Raw genomic sequence first — 214 nt, 5'->3', positions numbered from 1 at the left:
TTCAGTGAACGAACAACATCAGTCATTAAACCGGTATTCCCAGGCACAGATGCGATGCCCGTCTTTAGTTTCGCAGGGTAGGCTCTTTAACTTCTCTAAGCCTTGATCCAGCGCCTTCTCTTCTTCGACGATCTGCTCATAGTAGCCACGCAGCTCTTCAGAAGGGCAGGCAAAAATATCACCATTGTAGCCATCGACTATTAACTCTTTATCG

1 protein-coding gene is annotated in these 214 nt (G+C 46.7%); it reads right to left on the bottom strand.

All coding sequences use genetic code 11. The annotated features are described in order from the left end of the window. Positions 1-18: 18 nt before the first annotated feature. On the bottom strand, positions 19-214 hold a 196-nt coding region (locus A3757_RS26545; protein ID WP_197469886.1), incomplete at its 5' end, for a hypothetical protein.

It is taken from the genome of Oleiphilus sp. HI0117 (assembly GCF_001635235.1).
This window is presented reverse-complemented; position numbering and strand designations above follow the sequence as displayed.